This is a genomic window from Corynebacterium lizhenjunii (genome assembly GCF_011038655.2).
Lineage (GTDB): Bacteria > Actinomycetota > Actinomycetes > Mycobacteriales > Mycobacteriaceae > Corynebacterium > Corynebacterium lizhenjunii.
Genome location: NZ_CP064954.1, coordinates 2,333,003 through 2,351,316, shown reverse-complemented (window position 1 = coordinate 2,351,316; position 18,314 = coordinate 2,333,003). Strand labels below are relative to the sequence as shown.

Here is an 18,314-nt window from a genome sequence, read left to right as displayed (position 1 = left end):
CCTTTTTGTGGGCGCCGTGGGGCTATTTGTTTGCAGCATTTGCCGGTGCCGCTCGCGTCTGGTGGGCGTGCTTCGCTGACGCGCAGTCTGCCGGTGGCTTGTGTGGCCTGCCTGGCCCGGGTGCTGCTGCCGACCAGTGCCGTGCTGGGGACTTAGGTGGTGGGGCTGGTAAATACCGGGTCTCCGCCGCCGGGTGGCAGCCAAGCAATCTGGCCACCTAGGCGGTCCATGCGCCCGCGGTGCTGCGGGATACCACCGGGCGGATTGTCCTCATTAGCTCCGTTGTGATGCGGGCACAGCGGGGTCATGTTAGACACGTTGGTGTCCCCGCCATCTGCCCAAGCGTGCAGGTGGTGGATCTGGCACTTATCAAAAGGCACCGTGCATCCTAACCAGGAGCACTCCGGGCTTTCGGCAGCTAACATCGCACGCTGCTTGGCACTAGCAAAGCGTTGGAAGCGGTATAAGTCCACTGGCCCGTGCTCCCGGCTTACCGCAGCAATAAGCCCCCGGTCAGTAATCAACCGCTCGGCTAGGTCTGCGCCGGTAAGCCGCACTCCGTTGCTGGCGCGCACCACAATATCGGCATCGGTGGGGTTATCCCCGGCCGCTTTGAGCCGGCCGAGCAGCTCACAGTAGTCCTCCACGCGGAAGGTAATCAGCGGCAGGTACAGTATCCGCGGGATTGCGGCGTTGCCGTCCAATACTTCGCGCAGGCTGCCTGCAGGGTCTTCTGGGTTGAGGCAGGCAGCAAACTCGGTGACTTGTGCATCCGGGCCGGTAAGCGAGACGGTGGCTTTGCCATTAGCGTGGCGCCTAATGGTGATCTTGTCGTCTGGTGGTTTTGGCTTAGTGCGCCAGGGCCTGCGGATTGTCCGTGAGGCGGATTCAATCTCACTGGAAGGGGTGCGGCAAAGTTTTTCGCGCAGCTCCCAGCGCTTAGCTTGGCCTAGTTTGGCGGCGACTTTGGCGACTTCGTCTTCAATGAGTACTAATTCGGCTAGTCCGTGGCCGTGGGCGAGTGCTCCGGCTATGGCCCGGCGTTGCCGGCGGGTAAAAGTGGTTTGCCCGAAATACATCGTGCAAAGGCGTTCTATGTCGGCAGCCGTCTTAGGTGATACCCCGCGTGCCTCTAGCTCGGCAGCGCTAAGCCCGGCTGCGAGTCTGAGGTAGTCCATGGCAGGGCCTAGGCCTGCAAGGAAGGCGTCAATGGTTGTATTGCTGTTCATACCCTCAGACGCTAGGTGGGTTGCGTAAGGCTTTCAAGAGGTTTTTCTGGAATTGGCCAAATCTGTGGATAACTTCGAGAGTTTGGGACGGATTTTGGGAGTTATCCACAGGCAAAGAATCTGCACCCTTGACAGTGTGGGCCCCGCACTACTATTGTGGCGCACCCTTTTTGACAGCGCAGGAACTGACAGGGCAGGAACTGGCAGGGCAGGAACTGAACCGCGCGGCGGGGCTTAGCTAGGCGGCAGGGCTTGGAAACCGGGAGGGGTGGCGGCATCGGCAAGCTGGGGCATGTCCTATGGCAGCCCTATAATGCACCCATACACACCACAGCAAAGGAGCCGCACGTGAGCATACCCAGCTACCAAGCAGACCCGGACATCCTATTCGTCGCCGCCGTAGACGCCGAGGTCGCCGGCCTGCCGGAGGGGGCCAGGCGGCTAATAACAGGCATCGGCACGCTGCCGGCGGCTATAACACTAACGGAATACCTCAGCACCGCCCGCGCGCAGAACACCCTGCCGCAGCGGGTGGTTAACCTGGGCACGGCTGGGGGCCTACACGATGGGCTCGATGGTGTCTTTGAAATCGAGCGCGTGACCAAGCACGACTTTCACCTGCAAGTGCTCTCCGACATCGAACGCTACCTACTACCGCGAACCATCATGTTGCCCACCAGCGGAGACCACCCCACGCATAGCCTGGCCACCGGCGACATGTTTGTCTCCGATACCGCCACGCGCACTCGCCTAGCGCGCGACTGGGGCCTGTGCGATATGGAGGGCTATGCCATTGCCGCCGTATGTCAGCGCTTTGACGTGCCGGTGACACTGCTTAAACAAGTCTCCGACCCCGCCAATGAGTCCTCCGTGGGCGCCTGGGACGGCGCCTTGAGCCGAGCCGCGCGCGAGCTCCTAGAAGCCTGCGTGCGCTCCGGCTTCATCACCCCCACCCCGAGCACCCGCGCTTAGCGGGCAGCGTCGGATCCCTCGGCACCGGCGGCACCAGCAGGCCCGGCGGACCCGGCACCAGCAGGCCCGGCGGCGGCTGCGGCGGCATCGGCAGGCCCGGCATCGGCAGACTCTGCAGGAGGCTCAGGGGCCTGCCAGTGCTTCGGGGACATGGCGATGTAGAGCTCGCGAATCTTGCCGCGCGGGGAGTTGGGGTCCAGCTCCGCAACGTCGGTGGCGCCTTCGCGGAGGGTGCGGGCGGCTTCATCGGCAAAGTCGGATTCCTTATCAGCCTTGCGGTCCCGGCGGCTGGCCTTGGGGGCGCCGGTAATAATCTCCGCGGTGTAGGGGTCCACTTCGCCGGCGCGCAGGGCCGTAGTCAGCGCACCGTAGCGCAGTACCACGCTAATGGTCGCCGCCACCGGCACAGCCAGGAACGCGCCAATAATGCCCGCCAGCGCCGAACCCACGGTCACAGACAGCAGCACCACGGTGGCGTGCAGGCCCATGGCCTTGGACTGCAATATCGGCTGCAGCACGTTGCTTTCCAGCTGCTGCACGGCGATGACCACCAGCAACGCCAGCAGCGCGGTAGTCAGCCCCTTGGAAACCAAGGCGATAATCACGGCCAGTGCGCCGGCAACCACCGCACCGATAATCGGGATGAAGCCGCCAAAGAAAGTAATCACCGCAATCACAAACGCCAGCGGCACCTGCAGCACCCACAGGCCTAGACCAATAAACACGGCGTCGACCATAGCCACCGCCGCTTGCGCTTGAATGAAGCCGGACAGGGTCTTCCAAATGCGGTTGCACAGCTCGGTGATGTGCCAGCCAGCCGTCGCGCCGGTGTACTTGCGCAGCCACGGCAGGAAGCGTTCGCCTTCCTTGATAAAGAAGAAGGACAGGAAGAACATGATGACCACGCACACGATGATGGACGACGCGGTGGAAACGCCCGTCATCACGCCGGTGGCGATGTTGGAGGCCTGGCCCTTAACCACATTGGTCAGGTCCTGCAGGGCGTTTTGGACCTGGTCGCCCTCGATGTCGATGGGCAGTTGGTCCAGCATGCCGCCTAGCTGGGCGATGCCCCCTTCGGCCTGGCTTATCAGTTCTGCTCCCTGTCGGCGCACGGTAGGGGCCATGGCGGTAAAGATGCCGCCGATGACGCCGAAGAACACCAGCAGGGTGCTTACCGCGGCCAGTGCGGCGGGGAAGCGCAGGCGGGTGCGGATCCAGGCGGTGACGGGGTAGAGGGCGGTGGTCATTAGCAGGGCAAGGAGGACGGGCAGCAGGCCGGTCCAGATGAAGCGCAGCAGGTAGCCGGCGATGCCGAGGGCAACGACGATGAGGATGAAGCGTGCCGCGACTGTGGCCATGGTGCGCGAGTCTTGGGCGAGGATGGCGGACTTGTGGTCGCGGTTGACGGAGCCGGCGACACCGGAGCCAATGCCTTCCTTATCCTGCGCGACAATCGGCTGGTTGAGGCTGGCGCGGGACTTGCGTTGGAAGTCCGCGGAGTTGGTACGCGACTCTTGCGCTACCGCTTCTTTGCGGTTCGCGTTCGCGGTTTTAGGCGTATTCGAAATCACGTCGAATACTATGCCATAAACCGGCGGCTTCAGCTTTAGCGCACCGGGATCTTCTTATTGAGATTTCCGGCGTGGAAGGGGTGGGGCGCGGGTCTGTTGGGTGTGGGAATTGTGGGTGAGATCTTCGGCATGTACGATACCTTATATTGTAAATAAAACTATGATTTGGATCCGAGTACTTCACACGGATGAGCCGCAGGATACGGCATGACTGCTCGAAACTTTATGGTCGGGTACCCCGCCTTGATAGCGGTTATCGTCGTAGTGGATGCTTTTGCGACATCGCTGTTCGTGGGTAGTATTGGATTTCTGATCGGGGATAGTCCCGCCCTGGACGCGAGTACGGCTATGCGTGTTGTGGGTATTAGCGCTCTGGCCGGGGTGTTTGCGTCTGTATTGCTGGCGCGGCTGGCTGATCGAGTGAGTATTGTTAAGACTCTCCGTCTCATACAAGCTCTCCAGGTACTCGGCTATGTCTATCTTGGTTTTGCCCACGGGCTGCTTGGCGTGGGGGACTTTAGCGTCCCCGGCTCTTCGCTCCCGATAGCGTTGATATTTTTCCTCGGTAGGTTGGTCTCGCCGTTGCGCGGTGCGCTGCCACCGGCGCTAATGGCCAAGGACGAGCTCCTAGGCTTTAAGTCCAAGCTTCGCACCGCAACTCTGTCGGCTGTTTTCCTCGGCGCGTTGGCGGTTGGGGTTCTTGTAGCCTTGCCGGTTAATGTCAGCATTGCGCTTGCCGTAGTAGGAGTAGCTGCGTACGGCATGTGTAGTGTCTTTACAGTTGCTTTGCCATCCACTGCGGGGGTTCCCGCCTCTGGTGCAGTTCGCACTTATGACTCTGTTCGCTCATCGGGCTGCAGTGCGTTGCCGTTTTTCAACGTTTTGTCCCGGCGCGAGTGGGGGAGGTGGTGGCTGCTTTTGACTACGTTCGGTGTCGTAGGAATCGGCCCAGCAATGGTTCCGTATGTGGTCAGTGATGCCGGGGCTTGGGCAGCTTGGTTGCTGGCGTTTTCCTCTATCGCTGGAATTGCGGTCAATGCTTCCTCGGGAAGCCTGGTTCGCCGCTACCAGTTCTCGCTCTCAGGACTACCCGGCCGGATAGTCCTGGTGCTGGCCACTTTTCTTGGCATGGCAAACGTCATGCTCGTGGGTGTTGCAATGCAGCATACGGGGGATACCCTTGTGTTCGTGGCCGTTATGATGCTGTGTTTGGTCGCGAACCAGATAGCGTTCACTGCGAGCACTGTGGTTGCGTGGGGCAGTCAATACGATGCTGGACGGGATGAAAACAGAACCGAGATCGTCGCCTTGTTTTCGATGACTGGGGCGGTTGGCGGTGCGGCAGCACAAATTGCCGGCGGGGAAGCATTCGCGGCGGTTGGGCAGGAGTAGTCCCCCGGGGTAAACACCCGCGGGCCGGGGCGCGGAGGGTGGCGGGGCTGGGGTTTGGCCGGGCCAGAAACCCGGCAAGGCCAGATACCCGGCAAGGCCAGTAACCCGACCGGGCGGAAACCCGGCCGGGGCGCTAGGGCTTAGCGCTCGATGCCGGCGACGGAGCGAATGATGCCGAAGCGGTGCATGGTGATGGACACTGCCTGCTCTAGCAGGTAGGGCAGCAGTTCGCGGCGGCCATCGGCAAGCACGGGCTGGTCCAGGATGACGGAGTTGGACTCCACGGCAGCCAGGCGGGCTTCGTCTTCAACGGCACCCAGGGCGCGCACGCGCGAGGAAGCCGCGCGGGAGAGCTCGCGGGCAAAAGCCTCCGCGTCCAGGGTGCGGACGTTAAAGCCGTGCTTGCTCAGCTCTTCAGCGATGCCAGCCGGGGCGGAGAACTCCACTGCGGTGCCGGTAATGGCGGCGGCCAGTTCCTGGCGGGCGATGTCGCGCAGGGCGTAGCCTTCGCCGATGCGGATGCGCAGCTTGTCCAGCAGCGGGCGGTAGCGGAAGATGTTGGCCTCGGAGACCAGGCCGGTGCGGTCATGCTCGCGGCCGAACTCTTCCTGCCAGGCCAGCTGGTCTAGCTCAGCGGCGCGCCACAGCCAGGCGATGTCCTCTTCGCTGATGGCATCGCGCAGGCGCTCACTCAGACCCCGCAGCTTCTTGGCCGTGGCAGCCTGGATGTCAACGTTGCGCGGCTTGAGCTCGCCTTCAGACCACGTGCCCATCTGGGCCACGTAGTTAGGCCCGCCGGCCTTGGCGCCCGGGCCCATGACGGACTTCTTCCAGCCGCCGAAGGACTGGCGCTGCACAATCGCGCCGGTGATACCGCGGTTGACGTAGGCGTTGCCCACCTCCACGTTGTCGATCCAGTACTCGATCTCAGCGTCGTCGAGGGAGTGGATGCCGCCGGTCAGGCCGTAACCGGTGGAGTTTTGCCAGGCCACGGCCTGCTCCAGGGTCTCGGCGTGCATGATGCCCAGCACGGGGCCGAAGCACTCGTTGAGGTGGTACCAGGAGCCGGGCTTGACACCATCGCGGATGCCCGGGGACCACAGGGTGCCCTCCTCGTTGAGCTTTTCCGGCTTGAGCAGCCACTTCTCGCCCGGCTCCAGGGTGGTCAGGCCGCGCAGCAGCTTCTCGCCAGGGGCCTCTGCCAGGCCGTTCATGGTGGTGGTGATGTCGTAGCCGGGGCCAACCTTGAGGGTCTTGACGGCATCGAGAAGCTGATTGCGCAAACGGTCAGAGGTGCCAGCCGCACCCACGAAGATGACCAGGGAGGACGCAGAACACTTCTGGCCGGAGTGAGCAAAGGCGGAGTGGTACAGGTCCGCAATGGCCAGGTCCGGGTCAGCGGCCGGAGTGATGATCATGGCGTTCTTACCGGAGGTCTCCGCCATGAGGTTCATCTCCGGACGCCAGGAGCGGAACAGCGCGCCGGTGTCGGAAGCACCCGTGAGGATCACGGCATCGACATCCGGGTGGGAGATCAGGGCCTTGCCGGCTTCGCCTTCATCGGTAAGCACCAGCTGCACCAGGTCGCGGTCCAGGCCGTGCTCCTCCAGGGCAAGATGGATGCACTCTACAGCCAGCTTGGCGCAGTGCACCACCTGCGGGGCGGGCTTGATAATCACGGTGGAGCCAGCCGCCAAAGCGGAGAGCATGCCGCCGACCGGGATGGCGATGGGGAAGTTCCACGGCGGGGTCACCACGGTGACCTCGTGCGGGGTGAACACGGAGCGGGCTTCATCCAGCAGGCGGGCGGAGGCTGCGTAGTAGGTGGCAAAGTCGATGGCCTCGGAGATTTCCGGGTCGGTCTGGTCAATGGTCTTATTCGCCTCATAGGCGGCGACGTTGATCAGGCGGTCGCGGTTATCTGCCAGCTTGTCGGCCACGGTCTCGAGCACCTGGGCGCGCTCGTCACCGGACTTGGCGGCCCAGTCGGCGGCCAGGGACTTGGCCTTGGCCACGGCGGTTTCTACCTCGGCCGGGTCGGTGACCTCGTCGATGCCGTGGTGGCCCGGGTCCTTAGCCAGTGCAGCCAGGCCCCAGGCGCGGTTGGCGGCCAGCGCCGGGTCGGTATCCGGCTCGTTGCTAAAACGCCCGGTCTTCGGCGCCTGGCGGCCTTCGCCGGCTTCAGACTCAGCGGCGCGGTCCTGGGTGCGGTTGGGGCCAGCGAAGGTCTCCCAGCGGCGCTCCACCGCCCGGCGGTAGACGCGCTCCTGCTGCTCAATCGGGGTCAGATTGTCGTTCAGCGCGTCCTTTTCCTCCGGCGCAAACAGCGCGTAGAGGAAGTTCTGCGTCGCCGAGTTCTCCTCCAGGCGGCGCACCAGGTAGGACACAGCCACGTCAAAGTCTTCCTTGTGCACCACGGGGGTGTAGAGGATCTGGCGGCCCTCGTAGACCTGGCGCACGGCTGCCTGCTGGGCCGGCGACATGCCCTGGAGCATCTCCGAGTCCAGCATGCGCACCACGCCGCGCTTATTAGCCAGCTCGTAGGCGGTGGCGGCGGTAAACAGGTTGTGGGTGGCTACACCAATGCGCACGGCGTCGGCGTACTCCTCGCGCACAATGAAGTCCAGCAGGCGGTAGTAGTTGGCGTCTACTTCTTGCTTGTCGGTGTAGGTGGCCACCGGCCAGCCGTGGATTTCGCCCTGGACGTGCTCCATGGAAAGGTTCGCGCCCTTGACAATACGGATCTTGATCGGCGCGCCGCCTTCTGCCACGCGCTGCACACCAAACTCCGCCAGCTCCTGCAAAGCCTCAAACGTATCCGGCAGGTAGGCCTGCAGCACAATGCCAGCTTCCAGGTTCTTAAATGCCGGTTCGGACAGCAGTTCCTTGAATAGGCGAATGGTCAGGTGGAGGTCGTGGTATTCCTCCATGTCCAGGTTGATGAACACGTGCGGGGAGCGCGAGACTGCTTCTTCGTACAGCGGGCGCAGGCGCTCCTTCAGGCGCTCCACGGAGCCGTCGATGTCCCAGTGGTTGAGCTGCGCCACCATGGAGGAGGCCTTCACGGACACATATGTCACGCGCGGGTTCTTGATCAGGTCCAGGGTGCGCTGTGCGCGCGAGCGGGCCTCGTCTTCGCCCAGCACGGCCTCGCCCAGCAGGTTGAGGTTGAGGTGCTCGCCGGATTCTGCTGCCTTGTCCAGCAGTTTGTTTAGCGAGTCGGATTCCGCGTCGAGCACCAAGTGTCCCACCATCTGGCGCATGCGCAGGCGGGCTAGCGGCATGACCAGGTTGGGCAGGATGGGGCCCACAAAGCCGCCCAGGCCCACCAGGGTGCCGTTGATAAGGCCCAGGAAGGAGGGATCAAATTCTTGGGTGACTACACGCAGGGCGTTGGCGGCCACGGTGTTGTCTTCGGGGCGCATGACGCGGTCGACGAAGTCCATGGTGAACTTCACGCCGTCTTCGTCGCGCAGCAGGTCCGCTAGCTGCTCGGTGCCTTTGTCTTGTTCGCCGTCGCTGGCGGCGAGCCACTTGTGGGCGCGCTCTACGGCGGCTTCAACAATGGCGTCCATGTCGTCGGATTCTGGCAGACGGGTGTATGCGGGTTCAGTCATTGGTGTTCGTACCTCTACAGTGTTGCGCCGCCCGGTGTCGGTTCCCGTTCCGGTACCCGGTTGCCGGTCAAGCGCTTGGAATGGTTTTCAAAGCTCCATAACGTGCACCACGCTGCTGGCTGGCGTGCCAGGCCGTGGTGGTTTGGGGCATTGGGACAGTAAGAGTTGGCTCTGCCGCGCGCCGCGTTAGCGGCGGGGCAGTGGCTGCACTTGAGGGGGCCTCACGGGTGCGTGCGCCCTTGTAGGTACTGGTTTACCGGGGGTCGGTCGCCTTGGCGGCGGGTGCGCGCGAGTGTCGCTTCAGCCATATGCGTTGCCATATGCGTTGCGGCATTCATCGCGGCGGGTGCCCTTTCCTGTGCGTTCGTGTTCCGGTACGGCCCAGGTTACTTGAGTTATCCTGCTGCGGAAACGTGTTCCGTATTACCTTTAGGCCGCTTAAAAAATATCCCGTTTGCGCCCCCGCGTCAATATGCCTCTTCCTCGCCCCGCGCTGCGCCTTCGGTCCCCTTGGGCCGCGCCGTCGGCCGCTCCTAGTTTGCCGTCGGCCGCTCCAAGTTTGCCGCCGTCCCGCCCTAGTCTGCCGATGCCCCCTCCAGCCCACCCCTTCCCCCTCCCGCAGGTTTTCGCCTCCAGCCCACCCCTTCCCCCTCCCGCAGGTTTTCACCTTTTCCACCACTTCCGGCAGAAAAATTTTCGGGCCTATGACCTGCGGGGATGGGGGTAAGGGGGCATCGGCAAGCAAAAAGTTGAGCGTACCGGGAACAACTTTGGAAGGAGTGCCGTTATAAGGGTTGAGTGGCACGCGCTCAGGTTTGTGGAACTGCGGCGCGGACTTCTGTTAGAGTGGCCAACGTGCTCGGCGGAAGTTGAGTCACCTACAGTCAAGGCCGCCGCAAGGGTGGCTGAACAAAAACACGAATCCCAGACAACAAAGGAGAACATTATGGGACGCGCAGTAGGCATTGACCTTGGTACCACCAACTCGGTAGTTTCCGTGCTTGAAGGTGGCGAGGCCACTGTTATCGCCAACTCGGAGGGTGCTCGCACCACCCCGTCGGTGGTGGCATTTGCAAAGAACGGGGAAATCCTGGTGGGCCAGTCCGCCAAGAACCAGGCGGTGACCAACGTGGACCGCACCATCCGCTCCGTCAAGCGCCACATCGGCACCGACTGGACCATTGATATTGATGATAAGAAGTACACCTCCCAGGAGATTTCCGCCCGCACGCTGATGAAGCTCAAGCGCGACGCGGAAGCCTACCTGGGTGAGGACGTCACGGACGCCGTGATTACCGTCCCGGCTTACTTCGAGGACTCCCAGCGCCAGGCCACCAAGGAAGCTGGCCAGATTGCCGGCCTCAACGTGTTGCGCATTGTTAACGAGCCCACCGCTGCCGCCCTGGCCTACGGCCTGGAAAAGGGCGAGCAGGAGCAGACCATCTTGGTCTTCGACTTGGGTGGCGGCACCTTCGACGTCTCCCTGCTGGAGATCGGCGACGGCGTGGTGGAGGTCATGGCTACCGCTGGTGATAACGCCCTGGGCGGCGATGACTGGGATCAGCGCATTGTGGACTGGCTGGTAGAGAAGTTCAAGTCTGCGAACGGCATTGACCTGACCAAGGACAAGATGGCCCTGCAGCGTCTGCGTGAGGCCGCAGAGAAGGCAAAGATTGAGCTGTCTGCCTCCCAGTCCGCCAACATCAACCTGCCGTACATCACGGTTGATGCTGACAAGAACCCGCTGTTCCTGGATGAGACCCTGTCTCGCACCGAGTTCCAGCGCATCACCCAGGACCTGCTGGACCGCACTAAGGCACCGTTTAACCAGGTAATCAAGGACGCTGGCCTGTCCCTGTCCGACATTGACCACGTGGTCCTGGTGGGTGGCTCCACCCGTATGCCTGCCGTGTCTGACCTGGTCAAGGAGCTCACCGGCCGCGAGCCGAACAAGGGCGTTAACCCTGATGAGGTCGTGGCAGTGGGCGCCGCCCTGCAGGCAGGCGTGCTGCGCGGCGAAGTCAAGGACGTGCTGCTGCTGGACGTCACCCCGCTGTCCCTGGGCATTGAAACCAAGGGCGGTGTGATGACCAAGCTCATCGAGCGCAACACCACCATCCCCACCAAGAAGTCGGAGACCTTCACCACCGCTGAGGACAACCAGCCTTCGGTGCAGATCCAGGTCTTCCAGGGTGAGCGCGAGATGGCCTCGGCTAACAAGCTGCTGGGCTCCTTCGAGCTCGGCGGCATTGCTCCGGCTCCGCGCGGTGTGCCGCAGATTGAGGTCACCTTCGACATCGACGCCAACGGCATCGTGTCTGTCTCTGCGAAGGACAAGGGCACCGGCAAGGAAAACACCATCAAGATCCAGGATGGCTCCGGTCTCTCCCAGGAGGAGATCGACCGCATGATCAAGGACGCCGAGGCCCACGCCGAGGAGGACAAGAAGCGCCGCGAGGAGCAGGAGACCCGCAACCAGGCTGAGTCCGCTGCCTACCAGACCCGCAAGTTCCTGGAGGAGAACTCTGACAAGGTCTCCGAGGACGTTAAGGAGAAGGTCACCGCAGCTGCCGATGAGGTGGATGAGGCCCTCAAGGGCGAAGACATCGAGGCCATCAAGGCTGCGGTGGAAAAGCTCAACACCGAGTCCCAGGAGATGGGCAAGCAGATCTATGAGGCCCAGGCTGCCGAGGCTGCTGCCGATGCCTCCGCTGCTGGCGCCGCCGGTGCTGCCGCTGACCCCAACGTGGTTGACGCCGAGGTCGTTGAGGACGACGCCGACAACGGCGAGACCAAGGAAGAGAAGTAATCTCCATGACTACCCCGCAGGATCCGGGCCACCCGGATAACACAGACCCGGAGGCTACCTCCCCGGAGCAGGCCGAAGCCGCTGCTTCTGCTGCCGAAGCTGCCGATGCCGCTTCCGGTGCCGAGGCTCCCGGCGCCGAGGTTCCTGGCGCCGAGCCCGGCACTGGAGCTCCTTCTGAGCCCGAGCTTGACCCCACCTTGGAGGCCGACCTCGAGGCCGCCCTGGCCGACGCCGAGTTCCCTGACTCTGCTACCGGCGCAGCGGCTGACGCCGCTGCCGACGCCGCTAGCGACGCCACCGTCGCTGGGGCTGACGCTGCTAGTGACGCGGCTGAGACAGGCGAAGCTGACGCCGCCGAGGCCGACGCTATCGCCGCGCTGCAGGCACAGCTTGCCGAGCGCACCGAGGACCTCCAACGCCTCAATGCGGAATACACCAACTACCGCCGCCGTACTGAACGCGAGCGCCAGGCAGTGGTGGAAACTGCAAAGGCTAAGGTACTGGGCGAGTTCCTGCCCATCCTCGATGACTTGGAACTAGCCCGCCAGCACGGCGACCTTGATGAGGGCCCACTCAAGGCCATTGCGGATAAGTTGAGCGCCATCTTGCGTGGCCAGAATGTGGAGTCTTTCGGCGATGAGGGCGACGCCTTCGACCCGGAGATTCACGAGGCCGTCCAGGATCTCTCCTCCGGCGGCGAACAGGTGCTGGGCACCATCTTGCGCCGTGGCTACCGCGTGGGTGACAAGCTCATCCGCACCGCGATGGTCATTATCGCTGATGCACCTGCTGCCAGCGTCGAAACCCCGAGCGAGCAGTAGCCCACCCGGCGGTTGGTTCTGACAGTCGACTCTTACGGTCGACTCTGACGGTCAACTCCGTTAGCGGCGCCGGGCGGGCCCTGAGCCTCCCGGCGCCATACTTTTTAGAATAAATTTATTTTAGTTAGCCATAAAGTTTTCCCGATACTCCACTGAAAGGGGGAGATGCCCAGTGAGTGCAAAACCTGAATGGGCTGAAAAGGACTATTACGCGGACCTGGGGGTCTCCCAAAAAGCGTCCGCAGATGAGATTAAACGCGCCTACCGCAAGCTAGCGCGCGATAACCACCCAGATACCCACCCGGATGATCCAGCCAAACTGGACCGCTTTAAGCGCGTGGCGGAAGCCTACGAAGTCCTCGGGGATCCGCAAGACCGCAAAGAATACGACGAATTCAAAGCCATGATTGCGCGCGGCGGCTTTGGGGCAGGAGGCGCCGGCTTTCCCGGCGGGTTTCGGGCGTCGGGGCGCGGCGCGCGGGACTTCGACCTCTCCGACATTCTCGGCGCCGCTGGAGGAGCGGCTCAAGGCAGTGGTCTTGGGGATATCTTCGGTGGCGTTTTCAACCGCGGCGCTGGTAGTGGCCACGCAGCTCGGCCGTCGCGGGGGGCAGACGTCGAAACGGACGTCACCCTGGAATTCCGCGAAGCGGCGAAAGGAACCACGCTCCCGCTCCAACTAAGCGGCAACGCCCCATGCACCGCTTGCCACGGCTCAGGCTCCACCTCCGGCACACCCAGCACATGTGGAACTTGTAACGGCTCCGGTTTTACCAGTAAAAACCGCGGCGCTTTCGGCTTTTCTGCACCGTGCAGCGACTGCGACGGCACCGGGCACAAAATTACCGACCCCTGTCCAGAGTGCTCCGCCACCGGCACCGTGCACCGCACCCGCTCGATTACCGTGCGCATCCCCGCCGGTGTCGAAGACGGCCAAAAGGTTCGCCTTGCCGGCCAAGGCGAAGCCGGGCCCAACGGCACCCCCGCTGGCGACCTCTTCGTCTCCGTCACCGTTAAACCCGATCCGCTCTTTGAGCGCGACGGCAATGACTTGTTGCTGACCGTCCCTGTATCCTTTGCCGAACTTGCCCTCGGCGACACCATCACTGTGCCCACCCTGGACCAGCCAGTACGGCTGAAAATCCAACCTGGAACCCCTGACGGGCGGACGCTAAGGGTGCGTGGAAGGGGCATCGGCAAGCGCGGCGGCACCACGGGCGACCTGCTGGTAACAGTGCAGGTCACCGTACCCGAGCGCCTGGACGCCGGTGCGATGAGTGCCCTGCGCACCTATGCGCAAGCGGAGAAGGAATCCGGCTTTAGCCCCCGCGCCGGCTGGGCCGGGGCGCGAAACCAGTAGGAGGCAAGCATGAATAACTCCAAGATGTACGTCATTTCCGTCGCCGCGGAGCTCTCTGGCATGCACGCGCAGACCCTGCGCACCTATGACCGCCTGGGCCTGGTCACCCCCGCACGCACCTCCGGCGGCGGGCGCCGTTATTCGGAGCGCGACATTGCGACCTTGCGCAAAATTCAGGAGCTCTCCCAAGACGAGGGCGTCAACCTAGCTGGCATCAAGGCAATTATCCAGCTGCGCGAGCAGCGCGACCAGCTCGCCGCCGAGCGCGATGCCCTGCTCGAAGAAGTCCACCAACTGCGCCGTGATCTCGCCCAAGCTGCCCAAAATGCTCAGGCCGCGCGCAGTGCTCGCGGCGGCGAGCTGGTCCACGTCCCGCGCTCGACCTCGGTGGTGATGTGGAAGCCGCGCCGCCAGCGCGAGCGCTAACGCGCTTTCGCCGCGATCTCGCGAACCCGCGGGGTGCCCCACCACCCCGCGCGGCTGCGCGCTTACTTGCGCTGCGCGCCGTCTTGTGTTGCGTGCTTGCTTGCGCTGCGCGCCTGCTTGCGCTGCACGCCTGCTTGCGCTGCACGTCTGCTTGCGCTGCGCGCTAGCTGACTCTGTCGTTCGTCACCCCCTCAGTTCTAGCTTTTGGGGTGCTCTATATCTGGTATCATCCCCATATCCTGTCTTCAGCACCCCGCCCTATCGTGGTTCGCAATTCCGGTAGAGTGAGCGAATCTAGAGTTCAGCCCCGGAAAGAGCCCTGAGAGAAAGCTCAAACACGTTGGCACTATTTAGAACCAACCCCAGTTACCGCAGCTGGTTTGTGGCGGACATGTCGGGGGAGATTGCCCGGCAGATTGTGTTCGCGGCGATGACGCTGCTGGCCTACTCTGTGACCAATGATGTGAAGCAGACCGGCTTCGTTGCCGCGCTGATGGCCCTGGCGCGCTTTGTCGCGATGCTTGGCGGCTCATGGGTGGTTGACTTTTACCCCAAGCGTCGCCTGATGGTTATCAATGCACTGTGCCGCATAGTGCTTTCCGTCCTCACCGTTGGGCTTTTGCTCGCGGACCGCATGGGTTTCGTGGCGCTGGTGGCAGTGGCCGTAGGGTACGGCGCCATCGGGGGAATCTTTGGCAACCTCACCAATGCCATCCTGCCGTTCATTGTCGATGATCGCGAGCTCAACGAGGCCCTATCGCTCAACGAAACCCGCGATTCAATCATCCAGATCGCCGCCGCGCCGTTATCGGTATTCCTTTTTACCGCGTTGCGGGCGCTGCCCTTTGTGGTGGACATCCTGGGCTTTGCCATCGTCGCTATCGGCGCGCGCTTTATCCATGGTGACTTAGAAGCGGAGGCTAGCGATGACGCAGCCCCCGGGGTGGCCAATACGTTGAAGCAGTTCTGGGAGCGCAGCACCGCTGGACTGCGGTGGGTAGCCCGCCACCCCGGCATACGCGCGATATTAGCGCTGTGGACACTCGACGGGCTGAGTTCTTTTTTGGTGATTAACGCCGTTGAGCTCAATATCTTGGATTCAGACCAACCTACATGGCATGTGGGCGCAGTCTTCGCGTGTTTCTCAGTTGGCATGGTGGGCGGCGGTCTTATTTCGGGGCGACTACGCAAAGCACTCTCAAGCCACCGGATCCTTATCCTGGCTGCCACGGTCAACACAGTGGTCATGTCATGCCTGAGCATCATGGACCATTGGATGGTCGTTGGCGCCCTACTTGCAGTATGGACCCTGCCGACAATCGCCAGCAACGCCGTATTGGGCTCCAGCCAGATGATCGCCACCCCGGATAACCTCCAAGGCCGGGTGGGCGCCGCCTTCGGGTTAATCATCGGCCTGACTCCTATCCTCGGCGCCGGCTTAGCTGGTGTGTTGTTGGATCATGTGGGCTGGCGCATCACCATATTGCTTGCCGTAGCGTTGGGCGTCGCAAGCCTTGCCGTAGTCTTTGCCTCCCGGGCGCTTCGCGACATTGTCCACGATCCGGTCACCCCGCCGTCTGCACCTGCAAGCTAGCCGTACGCCCGCTGGCTCTGCCCGCCGTCCGATCCAGCAAGCTAGCCGTCCACCCGCCTTTGCCTGAAAGCCCATGAGCAGCCCGCTCGCACATGAAACCTACACCGGCCCGCGGTCCCCGGGCACGCAGCGGCCTCGAGCTATGGAACCCACCGCGTCCACAAACGCCGCGTCCTGCCAATAAGAGCCGTGGTCGCCCGGTCGCCTGCCCGCTCCCGGTGCGGAACGCGCGCCGAAGCTGCGACTTCGCGGGTCCGGCCCATGCGGCCCACCGCGCGCGCCGGGCACCAGCGCGATGGGGTCCCCGCGGTTGGTCGCCGTCCACACCCGCCCGCCAAACGCTCGCGCATTGGTCACCCCGGCGCCGGGTGATCCCACCAGCACCACATCATCGGCCCGCATACCCCGGCTTGCCGCGTGCCCGGCCACCACGGAACCATAGGAATACCCGACCACAATTTGCCGAGTGTTCGGCCACCGCCTGCGCATCGCGGCTTGAAACCGCGCGAGCTCAGCCCCGCCGGCCTCTGCCGGCGCGGTCTGAATGGCGCGCGGCACGCTGCTCGGCGCGGTGTATCCCATCCAGGCCACCGCTGGCCCGCCCGTGGCCTGCGCCAGCTTCCGCGCGCGCTCAATCTGCCCGTTCCAATTCGACGCCTCACTCGATCCCACCCCGGGCACAAAAGTCGTCACCGTTGCCGGTGCCGTCCCACTGTGCCCTAGCTTGCCGATGCCCCCATCCACCACCGCCACCAACCTCCCCGGGCTGGCTTCCAGGACGATGAGGTCTGGGTTGGCTTCGAGAAACAAGCGAATGTCTGGAGGGGCGGTAGCGCGTTGAATGGCGTCGATGCTCGCCAGCGGCAAGTCATCGAAGTCCTCCAGCCGTTGTGGCGGCGGCGGTGGAATTGGCGTGCACAGCAGTACCAGCTCGCGCGCGCACATCCAATCCACTGCTGCGCCTACGGTGGCCAGGGTTTCCGCAATTGCAGAGACCTGGCCCAGCGCCGCGGCCCGGTGCAGTTGCGCATAAAGGACCGCGTAGCGTTCCAGGACTTCCGCCGCCGCAGCAATGCTTCCCGCGGTGCTTCCCATCCTTCCCGCTGTGTCTTCTAGCGCTGCTCGCCCAGCTGTGGCAGCTGGTCCTTCCAAGTCGGCGAAAAGCCTGACCCACAGCCGATGGCTGTCGCCGATAAACTCCTCCAGGTCCCCGGCGGCTAAGCGCAGTTGTGCCGCCGCACCACGCAGGGAAGCAGCCGCGCCCACGCCGGTACCGGGCCCCGGGTCCACCCCAGCCCGGATCATGGCCGAATCCCAGCCACCGGCGTCGATGAACCGTCTAAGTTCGCATCCAACGCCCGCGCAAGCGCGGCGTCTTCAGCGACGATGGTATGCACCAGGGCCTCCAGGCGGTGATGGTGAGCGTGGAGTTGGGAGTCGGCATCGGCAAGCTGAGCAGACCACGTGGACAGGATGGTGTGCAGGGTGCGGTGGGTGCGAGGGGCATCGGCAAGCAACGGGGGAGAAGCGGCAGGGTCTGGCACGCGGCGGTTGCGGGCCTGGCGCAGCAGCGCGGGGGCGAGATGGCTAAAGCTAATCGAATTCATGGCGCCCATCGTGGCACTCGGCGCACGCGGCGGCAAGGGCGGGCACGGCGGGCCTGTGGATAACTGCCGCGTTGCACACTACATTGGGCAATTATGAAGATCGCAGCTGTGCAATTCTTAGCAACTGGTAGTACCAAAGACAACATGCAAGCCTGCCTGGAGCGCATCCGTGCTGCGGCAGAAAATGGCGCCCGCCTGGTAGTTTTGCCCGAGGCAGCCTCCCAAGCCTTCGGCACCGGACGCCTGGATACCCAAGCAGAAAACTTAGAAGGCTCTTATGCAAGCGCTTTGCGCGCGGAAGCCACCCGCCTGGGCGTGACAGTCGTGGCCGGGACATTCCGCCCCGCCGATACCATCGAACGCGACGGCAAAACCATCAATCGGGTCTACAACACCGCCCTGATTACCGGCCCTGACCTGCACACCGGCTACGACAAAATCCATACTTATGATGCCTTTTCCTACCGCGAGTCTGACACCGTCAAGCCTGGCACCCAGCTGTGCACCTTTGATGTCGACGGTGTGACCATCGGCGTGGCCACCTGCTACGACATTCGCTTCCCGGAACAATTCCGCGAGCTTGCCCGCGCGGGCGCGAAGGTGATTGTGGTGCCCTTTAGCTGGGCCGATGGCCCCGGCAAGCTCGAGCAGTGGCGCCTGCTGTCCGCGGCGCGGGCGCTAGATTCCACCAGCTACCTCGTTGCCGCCGGCCAGGCGCGCCCCGGCGGTCAAGAGCAGGCAGGGCAGGATTCGGGGCCGACGGGGATTGGACATTCTGTCGTGGTTGACCCCACCGGCCGACGTCTAACTGAGGCCGGCTACGGCGAGGAAATTATCTACGCCGACCTGGACATCGAGCGCGTGGCCGCCGTGCGCAAGCAACTGCCCGTGCTGGGCTAGGCGCGTCTGCCTC

At 63.3% G+C, this 18,314-nt stretch carries 13 protein-coding genes; 8 read left to right on the top strand and 5 right to left on the bottom strand.

The features are described from left to right. Positions 1 to 152: 152 nt before the first annotated feature. On the bottom strand, positions 153 to 1,229 hold the full coding sequence (locus tag G7Y31_RS10760) for an HNH endonuclease signature motif containing protein (protein WP_165007424.1): 1,077 nt from the start codon (positions 1,227 to 1,229) through the stop codon (positions 153 to 155). Positions 1,230 to 1,577: 348 nt separating this feature from the next. On the opposite strand from G7Y31_RS10760, the gene G7Y31_RS10755 reads away from it, so the two are divergent. Beyond that, on the top strand, positions 1,578 to 2,201 hold the full coding sequence (locus G7Y31_RS10755) for a nucleosidase (RefSeq protein ID WP_244977386.1): 624 nt from the start codon (positions 1,578 to 1,580) through the stop codon (positions 2,199 to 2,201). Here G7Y31_RS10755 and G7Y31_RS10750 read toward each other — a convergent pair. Next, positions 2,198 to 3,775, bottom strand: coding sequence for an AI-2E family transporter (locus G7Y31_RS10750; RefSeq protein ID WP_244977385.1), 1,578 nt, complete (start codon positions 3,773 to 3,775; stop codon positions 2,198 to 2,200). The two genes, G7Y31_RS10755 and G7Y31_RS10750, sit on opposite strands and share 4 nt — an antisense overlap. A 207-nt stretch (positions 3,776 to 3,982) precedes the next feature. On the opposite strand from G7Y31_RS10750, the gene G7Y31_RS10745 reads away from it, so the two are divergent. Then, a complete protein-coding gene (locus G7Y31_RS10745) occupies positions 3,983 to 5,167 on the top strand; it encodes a hypothetical protein (RefSeq protein WP_165007422.1) in 1,185 nt (394 codons plus the stop codon). 140 nt (positions 5,168 to 5,307) lie between these two features. On the opposite strand, the gene G7Y31_RS10740 is transcribed toward G7Y31_RS10745, so the two are convergent. Next, positions 5,308 to 8,784, bottom strand: a complete 3,477-nt coding sequence (locus tag G7Y31_RS10740; RefSeq protein WP_165007419.1) for a bifunctional proline dehydrogenase/L-glutamate gamma-semialdehyde dehydrogenase — start codon at positions 8,782 to 8,784, stop codon at positions 5,308 to 5,310. Between the two features lie 946 nt (positions 8,785 to 9,730). Here G7Y31_RS10740 and dnaK point away from each other — a divergent pair. From dnaK to G7Y31_RS10715, 5 genes are all read left to right on the top strand, one after another. Then, positions 9,731 to 11,593, top strand: a complete 1,863-nt coding sequence (gene dnaK, locus G7Y31_RS10735; protein WP_165007416.1) for a molecular chaperone DnaK — start codon at positions 9,731 to 9,733, stop codon at positions 11,591 to 11,593. A 5-nt stretch (positions 11,594 to 11,598) separates the two neighbouring features. After that, positions 11,599 to 12,414: a nucleotide exchange factor GrpE gene (gene grpE / locus G7Y31_RS10730; RefSeq protein ID WP_165007413.1), complete on the top strand. Its 816-nt coding sequence runs from the start codon at positions 11,599 to 11,601 to the stop codon at positions 12,412 to 12,414. Positions 12,415 to 12,586: 172 nt separating this feature from the next. Beyond that, positions 12,587 to 13,774, top strand: coding sequence for a molecular chaperone DnaJ (gene dnaJ, locus G7Y31_RS10725; RefSeq protein ID WP_165007411.1), 1,188 nt, complete (start codon positions 12,587 to 12,589; stop codon positions 13,772 to 13,774). 9 nt (positions 13,775 to 13,783) lie between these two features. After that, complete coding sequence (locus G7Y31_RS10720; protein ID WP_165007408.1) at positions 13,784 to 14,200, top strand: heat shock protein transcriptional repressor HspR; 417 nt, start codon at positions 13,784 to 13,786, stop codon at positions 14,198 to 14,200. A 340-nt stretch (positions 14,201 to 14,540) separates the two neighbouring features. Further along, positions 14,541 to 15,794, top strand: coding sequence for an MFS transporter (locus tag G7Y31_RS10715; RefSeq protein WP_280527293.1), 1,254 nt, complete (start codon positions 14,541 to 14,543; stop codon positions 15,792 to 15,794). A gap of 99 nt (positions 15,795 to 15,893) precedes the next feature. Here G7Y31_RS10715 and G7Y31_RS10710 read toward each other — a convergent pair whose 3' ends face one another. After that, positions 15,894 to 17,099 (bottom strand): alpha/beta hydrolase, encoded by a 1,206-nt coding sequence (locus G7Y31_RS10710; protein WP_244977384.1) that lies wholly within the window; start codon positions 17,097 to 17,099, stop codon positions 15,894 to 15,896. Continuing rightward, complete coding sequence (locus G7Y31_RS10705; RefSeq protein WP_165007401.1) at positions 17,096 to 17,401, bottom strand: hypothetical protein; 306 nt, start codon at positions 17,399 to 17,401, stop codon at positions 17,096 to 17,098. Before G7Y31_RS10705 ends, G7Y31_RS10710 begins: the two co-directional genes overlap by 4 nt. A 93-nt stretch (positions 17,402 to 17,494) precedes the next feature. Between G7Y31_RS10705 and G7Y31_RS10700 the strand changes: the two genes are divergently transcribed. Beyond that, the gene (locus G7Y31_RS10700; RefSeq protein ID WP_165007398.1) at positions 17,495 to 18,301 is read left to right on the top strand and encodes a carbon-nitrogen hydrolase family protein; all 807 of its coding nucleotides are present in this window, start codon (positions 17,495 to 17,497) and stop codon (positions 18,299 to 18,301) included. The last annotated feature ends 13 nt before the right edge of the window (positions 18,302 to 18,314 follow it).